The sequence below is a fragment of the Desulfobacula sp. genome (assembly GCF_030611305.1).
In the GTDB taxonomy this organism is placed as follows: domain Bacteria; phylum Desulfobacterota; class Desulfobacteria; order Desulfobacterales; family Desulfobacteraceae; genus Desulfobacula.
Map to the genome: position 1 here is coordinate 1 of NZ_JAUWQB010000111.1, position 9293 is coordinate 9293.

At 41.5% G+C, this 9293-nt stretch carries 9 protein-coding genes; 8 read left to right on the plus strand and 1 reads right to left on the minus strand.

Annotated elements, in window-relative coordinates:
* Positions 1 to 134 precede the first annotated feature (134 nt).
* Positions 135 to 800 carry a response regulator gene (locus QAI40_RS15590; RefSeq protein ID WP_304511804.1) on the minus strand — a complete coding sequence of 222 codons (666 nt, stop codon included), beginning with the start codon at positions 798 to 800 and terminating at the stop codon, positions 135 to 137.
* A gap of 343 nt (positions 801 to 1143) precedes the next feature.
* On the opposite strand from QAI40_RS15590, the gene QAI40_RS15595 reads away from it, so the two are divergent.
* From QAI40_RS15595 to QAI40_RS15630, 8 genes are all read left to right on the plus strand, one after another.
* Positions 1144 to 1890 carry a tyrosine-protein phosphatase gene (locus tag QAI40_RS15595; protein ID WP_299983549.1) on the plus strand — a complete coding sequence of 249 codons (747 nt, stop codon included), beginning with the start codon at positions 1144 to 1146 and terminating at the stop codon, positions 1888 to 1890.
* 28 nt (positions 1891 to 1918) lie between these two features.
* On the plus strand, positions 1919 to 2410 hold the full coding sequence (locus QAI40_RS15600) for a hypothetical protein (protein ID WP_299983550.1): 492 nt from the start codon (positions 1919 to 1921) through the stop codon (positions 2408 to 2410).
* Positions 2411 to 2441: 31 nt separating this feature from the next.
* Entirely contained in the window at positions 2442 to 3659 is a 1218-nt protein-coding gene (locus QAI40_RS15605) for an outer membrane beta-barrel protein (protein WP_299983551.1), read from the plus strand.
* A 190-nt stretch (positions 3660 to 3849) separates the two neighbouring features.
* Complete coding sequence (locus tag QAI40_RS15610; RefSeq protein WP_299983552.1) at positions 3850 to 4782, plus strand: polysaccharide biosynthesis/export family protein; 933 nt, start codon at positions 3850 to 3852, stop codon at positions 4780 to 4782.
* Between the two features lie 29 nt (positions 4783 to 4811).
* Positions 4812 to 6323 (plus strand): GumC family protein, encoded by a 1512-nt coding sequence (locus QAI40_RS15615; RefSeq protein ID WP_299983554.1) that lies wholly within the window; start codon positions 4812 to 4814, stop codon positions 6321 to 6323.
* Entirely contained in the window at positions 6320 to 7549 is a 1230-nt protein-coding gene (locus QAI40_RS15620; RefSeq protein WP_299983556.1) for a polysaccharide biosynthesis tyrosine autokinase, read from the plus strand. Before QAI40_RS15615 ends, QAI40_RS15620 begins: the two co-directional genes overlap by 4 nt.
* 43 nt (positions 7550 to 7592) lie before the next feature.
* The gene (locus QAI40_RS15625) at positions 7593 to 8030 is read left to right on the plus strand and encodes a hypothetical protein (protein ID WP_299983558.1); all 438 of its coding nucleotides are present in this window, start codon (positions 7593 to 7595) and stop codon (positions 8028 to 8030) included.
* Entirely contained in the window at positions 7996 to 9144 is a 1149-nt protein-coding gene (locus QAI40_RS15630; protein ID WP_299983560.1) for a tetratricopeptide repeat protein, read from the plus strand. The genes QAI40_RS15625 and QAI40_RS15630 overlap by 35 nt, the downstream gene beginning before the upstream one ends.
* Positions 9145 to 9293: the final 149 nt, after the last annotated feature.

Genomic DNA, 9293 nt, shown 5'->3' on the forward strand with positions numbered 1-9293 from the left:
AATTTTTGCGGGTTTGGAATATACAGTATCTCGGAACGGATAAAAAACCTGGGTGGATCCTTTGAACTATTTTCAAAGCCCGGCAAAGGTACTAAAGTATTATTTTCCATGCCTCTATTTAAAGGATCTCAACATTAAAAATCAGGCGATGTTATGCCCTCAGATATTGCGAATTTAGTCAACTCTGCAACATTATTAATATTCAGTTTTTTCTTTAAATGTATCCGGTGGACATCAACTGTTCGGACACTGATATATAGTTTTTCTGCAATCTCCTTGCTTTTGTGCCCTTCTGCAATCAATTGCAACACCTGTCTTTCTTTTTTTGATAATAATGAAAAAACCGAAACCCGTTTATCTTTGACAGGACGACCATTTTTGCCTGCGATCAGGCGACTTACCTCCTGGCAAAAAAACATCTCCCCTGATAAAACCATCTTAATACATTTTAACAATTCTTTAAAGGAACTGGATTTTAAAAGATAACCTGAAGCACCGGCGTTCAGCATTCCCATTACATATACTTTTTCAGCATGCATGGTAAGGGCAATCACCTTAATATTAGAATTGTTTGCCAGTATTTTTTGGGTCGTTTCTATACCGTTAAGATCAGGCATGCTGACATCCATGATCACAATATCAGGGCGATGCAATAATGCAAGGCTTATGGCTGACCGCCCGGAATCAGCTTCAGCGATCACTTCAAAGTTATCTTCCATACTGAATGACTGGCTAATTCCATGCCGGACAATCGTGTGATCATCCACAATAATTATTTTTATCTTTTTTGTTTTCAGCATCTATTGATCCAGAATGTTTCTGGGACTCTTTTGAAAATTCATATGCTCTTTGTCCCAGAAGGATTCAAACTAATCAAGAAAAATATTTTATTCAGCCCATTTTTTGCTCCACAGGTAAATAATTTATAATTTGTGCAAGGTAGAATATAGCCCGAAAAGATGCAGCTCTAAGCGTTTCCAAGGATTAAAAATAGGTAGTTTTACCTATTGCTATAATTGAAAAATTATTTTATTAGTAAAATTTACTGCTCAAAACTTGGTTATCCCTATGTAATCGAAGAGGCGGAGCTATAGTGAAAAACAAAAATGATGATCATTCAAAGGACTTGTTCAGCATTTCATAATGATTGATACACATTCACATATTCTCCCGGCAATGGACGACGGGGCCAGGGATTTAACAGAATCCATTGAATTTGTTAAAACTGCTGCTGCCCAGGGCGTGGATACTATTTTTGCAACCCCCCATGCCTTTAACGGCGTTTTTAATTGCACAAAAGAAAATATAATCAAGGCTTGTGACACCCTGACAGAGGCACTTTGCAAAGAAAGCATTTTAACAAGAGTTTTGCCTGGATCAGAAATCAGGGTCAATCATGATATTATCGTGGAATATGACAAAGGCAATCTTCTTACTCTTAACAACTCAGGCAGCTGGCTTCTTCTTGAACTGCCTGACGTGTTCATGGCAAATGCTGTCTGCCTTATGATTCGGCAGCTGAGAGAACGGGGTCTAACCCCGATTATTGCCCATGCAGAAAGAAATCTCATGGTCATTAACAAGCCTGAGCTGATAAATGAGTTTATCTATAATGGGGCTGTCATCCAGATCACGGCGGGAAGTCTTACTGGTGATTTTGGAAAGTTTTCCATGAAAGCGGCAAAGGCCATGGTGAGTCGAGATCAGGTTTTCTGCCTGGGATCTGACATCCATCCGGGGCGAAAATACCGTATGGCAGATGCTAAAAAAAAATTGATCAAACTTCTCGGCAGGACAAAGGCCGATCTGATCACCCATGAAAATCCGGCTGCCATTCTGGAAGACACAAATACTTTTTATAAAAGGGAATACAGGAAAAAAGCATATTAACTAAATTATTTTAATTTAGGAGGAAAAAATGAAAGTTTCAAAAAGGTTATTATTAGTATTAATATTTTTAGTTTCGGCCTGTTTTTTAACGTCAACGATAGGCATACAGTCGGGATTTGCTGAAGTAATTGCAGTAATGACAGATGCGGATATAGATGAACTTGCCGCTGAAATTGGTGCCACACCAGAATCGGTAATAGCAGCGAAACAAAAAAGGATAGACGGTGGTACAGACGCTCAAATAGCCGCCTTACTTGCTGAAGCTAATCCTACTCATGCAGCAAGGATAGCGGGATTCGTGACAGAAAAAAATCCCAGTGCAGCAGTAGCGATTGCTTATGCTGTAACGGTAAAAGTTCCTACTCGGGCAGCAGCGATTGCAGATGCTGTAAAAGCAGCGGCTCCTGCTAACCTGGCAGCAGAGATTCAAGCTGCCGTAGATCTAGCAGTAATAGACAAGCCTCTACCGCTGCCTCCAGCTGATCCGCCTCCAGATACCATTCCGCCAAGTAAAGTGTGATATATATAATAAACAAACAGGAGACATTGAGATGAAAAGTAAAATACCTTTATTGGTTTTAAGATATGTTGTGTTGTTCTGCTTTATTATTGGTTTTACTTCCCAAAGCGCTTTCAGCCAGGGAAGGATTGTAATCAAACCCATGTTGGAATTTAGCTGGCAGATGGATTCCAACTTCCACAAAGCAGAAACAGATGAAAAAGAAGTCTATACCTATAATATCAAACCAGGCTTTGAATTAGAATATGCCACGGACAAAACCATAGTTTCCCTTGATTATTTTGCCGATGTATTCTGGTATGATGACCAGGACACTATTCCTGCGGGTCAGATCCAAGCAGATGATTTTGATTATGTGGGACACAACGCACTGCTAAGATCCTACACCCAGGTCTCAGATCGCGTGTTCATCGGTGTGGATAACCTGTTTCTGATAAGCAGTGATCCAGCCGCTTCCGACGCTGCTTCCAATGCAATTGACCGATATGAATATACCTTGAACAGGTTTTCACCCAGGCTGGTGTATAATTTTGGTGAAAAATTTGGTCTTGGACTCAAATACACCAACCTTATGATGGATTATTCAGATGATGCAGTAGGGCAGGGGGAAGACTCAACCGAGAACAGGGGAACCTTTAACCTGTACTATTATTTTACCCCCAAAACCTCTTTTGATCTGGATTACCAGATGTGGACCCGCGATTACGACAAACTCACATCAGATTATGATTCCCAGCAGGTCATGGTTAATGTAAATCATCAATTAAACTATCTCACAGTCAGCGCGGGCGTTGGTTATCACACCAGAGATTTTGATAAAACCGTTTCATCCGGGGATATTGAAAAATCTGTCTGGAAGTTATCTTTGATGGGCCAGAATCCGCCAGATGCTGCAGGAACCCCCAGAAGCTCCGCTTATCTGTCCTTATCAAATAATTTTAACGACTTAGGAACCGGGGATGAATATTTTGATGCAATCCGTCTTGATGCAAAGTTTACCTATCTGGTTATGGACAAAATTAATTTTATCCTGGCCGGCTGGTTCCAGAATTCTGATTATGAAACTTCCGCCAGGGAAGATGACCGCTGGCTGGTATCTTTAGGCGCAGACTACCTGATCAATGATTTTTTAAGCGTTGGCCTTGAAGGCGGCAGGGAAGAAAGGGATTCCAATGCTGCCGGGTTTGATTTTGATAACGACTATGTCATGTTCAATATCAACTTTCACCCCACTCTTGGTGCCAAATAACGGGGTCATTGGGACGTAGATTTGCTCAGAATAGTCGGGGTCAGGCTTTTAAGCCTGACCCCTTTAGTTTTTTAGATTAACATTGCAAAACCAGTAAAATAAATGGTACCAGTAAAATAAATGGTACAAGTTTATATATTTATATAAGAATTTGTGCCATTTATTTTGCCCAGACCTTTGAATTAGAGAAATGATGCAACGATTTTTAAAATATTATTGGTTATCACTGGTTTTTATTTTCTTTTTTTCCTTTATCTCCATTTCCGGCCTGACTATTTCCGGTATCGGCTATTGTGATACCCGGGATCAAAGTTCTGCTTATAGGCTGGGATCCGACGATGTGGTCACGATATCCATTCTGGCGGGCGGCGAGGAACAGGTGGTAAAGGAGATGGTGGTCGGGGCCAACGGCAATGTCACTGTACCCTTTATCGGGAAAATCATGGCAGCAGGCCTGACAATGGAAGAACTGGAAAAAGCCATCATTAAACCCCTGGAAAAAGATTTTTTTATATCCCCCCAGGTCCATCTGCGGATAAAAGAGTATCAAAGCCTTCAATTCTTTATTTCAGGTGCAGTGAAAAACCCTGGCAAATATGTGCTTGATTTCATACCCACAATCATGGATATTATTGCCAATGCCGGCGGAGTGCTGCCGGAAAGGGGGAATCTTGCCTATATCTTACGGGGGGTTTCAGACCAGGAAATAAGTGATGCTGACATGGAGAAAACTATTTCCAAAACAGAACCCATTAAAGTGGATCTGTTAAAACTTCTGGATGAAGGTGATATGTCGGTAAATGTTAAACTCCAATCCGGTGATACAGTCTATATTCCACTGGGTACCAAGTTGAACCAGGCCGCTAACAAGATTTATATCCAGGGTAAAATTAAAAATCCCAGTGTATTTGATTTTCAGCCCGGCATGACAGCTCTTTCCGCCTGCATTATGGCTGGTGGATTTGCTAAGTTTGCCGCGCCTAACCGGACCAAAATCATCCGGCAGACACAGGACGGCCAGGAAACAATAAAGCTGAATCTTGATAAAGTCATATCAGGCGAACTTCCCGATTTTCCCCTTAAACCCGGCGACCGTATCCACATACCTGAAACATGGCTTTAGAATAAGGAAAAACAATGCAGGAAAATTCCATGGAAAATCCATTTCAGGAAGAAAAGTCAATCCATCTGTCCGAATACTTTATGGTGCTTTCAAAAAGAAAGTCACTGATCATTCTCGTATTTATCCTGGTGGTTGCTGCAACAATGTTCTACTCATTTACGTCTGATCCCATATATCAGTCATCTGCCAAGCTGATCATTGACCCGGAAAAGTCTTCATCCCCCATTACAGGCGAAAGAACGGATTTTGAAAGCTACCAGTCCCAGGTCATGACCTTTAATACCAGTATCAAGATGATCCAGTCAACGCCAGTAATCCTGAAGGTTATCACTTCCTTAAAACTGGATGCAGAAGATAATGATAAGGATCTGGAGATCAGTTTTATAAAAAAACTTATTTTCCAGCTTAAAGCCAATGTTAAACTTCTGCTGAAAATGGATGGAAAACAGGAATTATCTCCGGAAGAACTTGAGAACCTGAAAATGCAGGAACTCATTGCAATAGTCAAAGAAAAAATTGAAGTTGAACAGGTCAGGGATACCCGTCTTCTGGATTTGTCCGTAAAGGACAAAGATCCTGCGCTTGCCGCCAATATGGTCAACATGCTGGCAAAAAAATATATGGAGTTCAACCTGGGTAATAAAATGGAATCTTCCAAACAGACCCTGGAATGGCTCAATAATGAACTTTATGACCTTAGAAAAAACCTGGAAGATGATGAGAAAAAATTCTTTGAATACAAACAGCAGAACATGGTCTTTTCCATCACGGGAAAGCAGAAGCTTGCAGAACAGAAAATTCAGGAATTCAATAATAATTATCTTCAAACAAGAAATCAGCGCCTTGAACTGGATGCCAAGATCAATGAGCTGAATAGAAATATCAAGGGAATTAAAGGGGTGGCCAATGTCCGTTCTCTTATCAACAACCAGAGGATTGAAAACATATATTCAAAAATAGTTGATTTTGAAATGGAGCTGACGCGTCTTTCAAAAACTTACAAGTCAAAACATCCCAAGGTAATTCAGGCCGTCAGTGAACTTGAGAAAAGTGAAAAACAGCTTGCCCGGGAAATTGCAAAAGAACGGCAAAATTTAAAATCAGAACGTAAAGTTTTGTATGCAAAGGAAAAAATCCTTGAAGAAAATATCACAATGTTTGAAAAAGATGCCCTGGATGCTTCCAGCAAAGAACTTAAATACACCATCCTCCAGAGAAATGTTAATACCAGTCAGAACCTTTATGATCTAATGGTGTCAAGGGTAAAGGAATCCAATATCCTCCAGACCAGCAACACTTCAAATATAAGGATTGTGGAAAACGCCCAGGTGCCTATTTCCCCCGTATCGCCCAATAAAAAAAGAAACCTTTTATTAAGCATTGTTCTGGGGCTTTTTGCAGGTGCAGGTCTTGCTTTTTTCTTTGAATACCTTGACCAGACGGTTAGAACGGAAGAAGATATCCAGAAGCATTTCGATCTTCCCATTTTAGCTGTTATCCCGAAAGCAGACAGATCCACAACCTATGGAGGAAGCTATTGATTTTCAGTAAGAAGAAAAAAAGAGACCCGGAAAAGGACAGGGAAAATCTGTTAATGAAATTTCCTTCCAGTTCAAGATTTGCAGAATCCTACAGAACCCTGAGAACCAATTTGTTTTTTTCTGCATCTGAAAAAGAAATAAAATCCGTGGTGATCACAAGCTCCGTGGAAAAAGAAGGGAAAACAATAACTTCCATAAACCTTGCCTATGCTATTGCCCAGACGGACAGAAAAACTTTGATCATGGACTGCGACCTTCGCCGCCCCCATTTGTCCACCCTGTTTCCCGATAATAAGGAAATGGGCATAACAGGACTTGTCACGGATGTATTTGGCGCACATCTTACCAAAGGCAGCCTGGAAACATATTCTATCAGCGACCTTATCCTGCTGACCAGACTCCAGCAGAGATCCTGCCGCCTGGACATTGAAAATAATGACACCCGGGCAGGCATCTCTTTTGAAAAAGGTAAAATCATAGATATTTACTGGAAGAACAGGCCTGTGCCAAAAAATTTGGTCAACGCCCTGATCAAAGATAAGCTGTTAACAAAAGAACAAGCCCATATTGCCGCAGGCCAGCAGAAGAAATCAGCCCAGCGCCTGGGAACGATTCTCCACACCATGGGCTTTGTCTCGGAAAAAGATATTTCAAAAGCACTTTCTGTCCATGCCGTTGAAGCCATCCGGGCCGTTTCTCTTATAAATGAAGGCGATTTCACCTTTTCTTCGTTTTCATCCACGGAAAACAAATCAGCCATCAGCCGGAATATTGACTTTGAAAGACTCTATGACGAATTTACCAGCAGCGAGGACAGTCTTAAGTTCATAAAAACCGCCATTGACTCAGCCATAATGAAAACGGAAACAAAAAACCTGTATATACTGCCCGCCGGTAAAATACCCCCGAACCCTTCTGAACTGGTCAGCTCAAAACGCATGGAATTTCTTCTTCAATACCTGAAAAAGAGCTTTGACTTTATTGTCATTGATACCCCGCCGGTCATGCCGGCAACGGATGCCATCCTTATGGCCCCCAGGACCGAAGGTACCATAATTGTCATGAAATCCGGCAATACAGAACGAAAAATTATCCAGGATGTAGTGGATCAGTATAAAAAAGCCAATCTGCCCATTATCGGAACAGTCCTGAACCAGGTGGACATGAAAAAAGAAGGATATTACAGGTACTATCATAAATATTATTCTTCCTATTATGGAAAATAGCCTGTAGATCAGCAGGATTTTTTTTAACCCATCAGCGTCCCTTATGAAAATTATAAAAATCCTTATGATCAGCGTTCTATTGGCTCTGCTGATCATAACCGCTTCCCTGTTCTGGCCAAGATTTGTATACCAGCAGGGCATTACCCAGCTTGAGTTAAAAAATTATAACCAGGCCGCAGCATATTTTAAACGAGCCGAACAGGCCATGCCAGGAGCCATCAGCACATGGTTTGCCAAAGCAGATTTATTCAGAATTTATACAAACCATGGACAGGCATTATACAACCTCGGAGTCAAAGACTGGAAAGAAAAGGGTTTAACCATGACAAGCTTTAATACTTTAACCATGTCAAAATCCTATCTTTCCAAAGCCGCTAAAATAGAACCATCCGACTATATAAACACATACTGGCTGACCCGGACGGAACAAGGCCTGGAAAAAGCATATGCCTGGTTCCATCCTACTTCCAAACCCGTATAATGCAGAACCCCTTTACCAGAAAGCAATGACCTTAAGACCTTCCGGCGTAACTGTCCGGTATGCCTATTTAAAATACCTGCAATCCAAAGGCCCTGCTTCCAAAATTCCAGATTCCAAAATCCCTGAACTTGTCCAATACATGATAGAAATTTACCCCCCTTCATACTGGTCCCTGAAAAAAGAACCCTTTTTTTCAGACCTGCTGCCCGATATTGAACAGGGCCTTAACACAGCCCTTACAAAACAGATTCTACCCCGGGATGCCTTAAAAGCCCTGTCAAATATTTATGTTACAAAAAACAATTTTGAAAAAGCCATTGCCTGGTACAAGGATCTTTTGAATCTCAACAAGTCTAAAACTTCATCATCAGATTATATCCATATAGGCTCCCTGTATTTAAAAAACCGGCAATATGAAGAAAGTTTGATTTTCTTTAAAAAAGCCATTTTCATTTCAAAAAATTCTGCTTCAACCATTAACAATATTTACAACACATTCAAACGGGAAAAACTTTTCACAGAATTTCTCAGGTTTTCCCTTTACCTCCAGGAAAATGACCTGGGCGGCAACAACCTTGACATGACCATTGCAAATTGCTGGATAGACATGGGATATCCCGAGCTTGCAAAGGCAAGGCTGATCAAAATAAATGCAGCCAAACCCCATGCCCCGGCCTATTATCGACTGGCAAAACTAGCTGCAAAAGAAAAAAACTGGGACCAGATGGAAATATTCGCCCAGAAAGCAAGCTTCCTGGATCAGGGCAACCTCAGTTATTACAATTTGTTAACCCGGTCCCTGATCAACCAGAGAAAATACACCCATGCTGAAGAAGTGGCAACCAAAGCCATTAACCATGCCCCCCCCAAAAATCCCTGGGTTTTCAACAACCGGGCCAATATCAGATGGCGTCTGAAAAAACACGCGCTTGCTGCCGAAGACTGGGAAAAGGCCTTTGCCCTTAAACCCGACCGCAGCGATTTTCCCTATAGAATAGCCCTGGCCCATGAGCAGCAGGGCCAGTTCAAGCAAGCCCTGACCTTTGCCCAAAAAGCCATTGCCCTGGCCCCGGACAACAAAACATACAAAGACCTTGCAAGCCGTCTCAAATAAGCGGGGTCAGACCGAAAGCGCCGATTAAAACCGGTAAAGGATAGAGAATGAAAGAGTCTTATGGTGAAGGTTTAGCAAATCACACCAGCCTCGAGTCATGCGGCAATTGCAGTAATGCAGTGGCTGAAGCGTTGACAGAGGGAAGCACA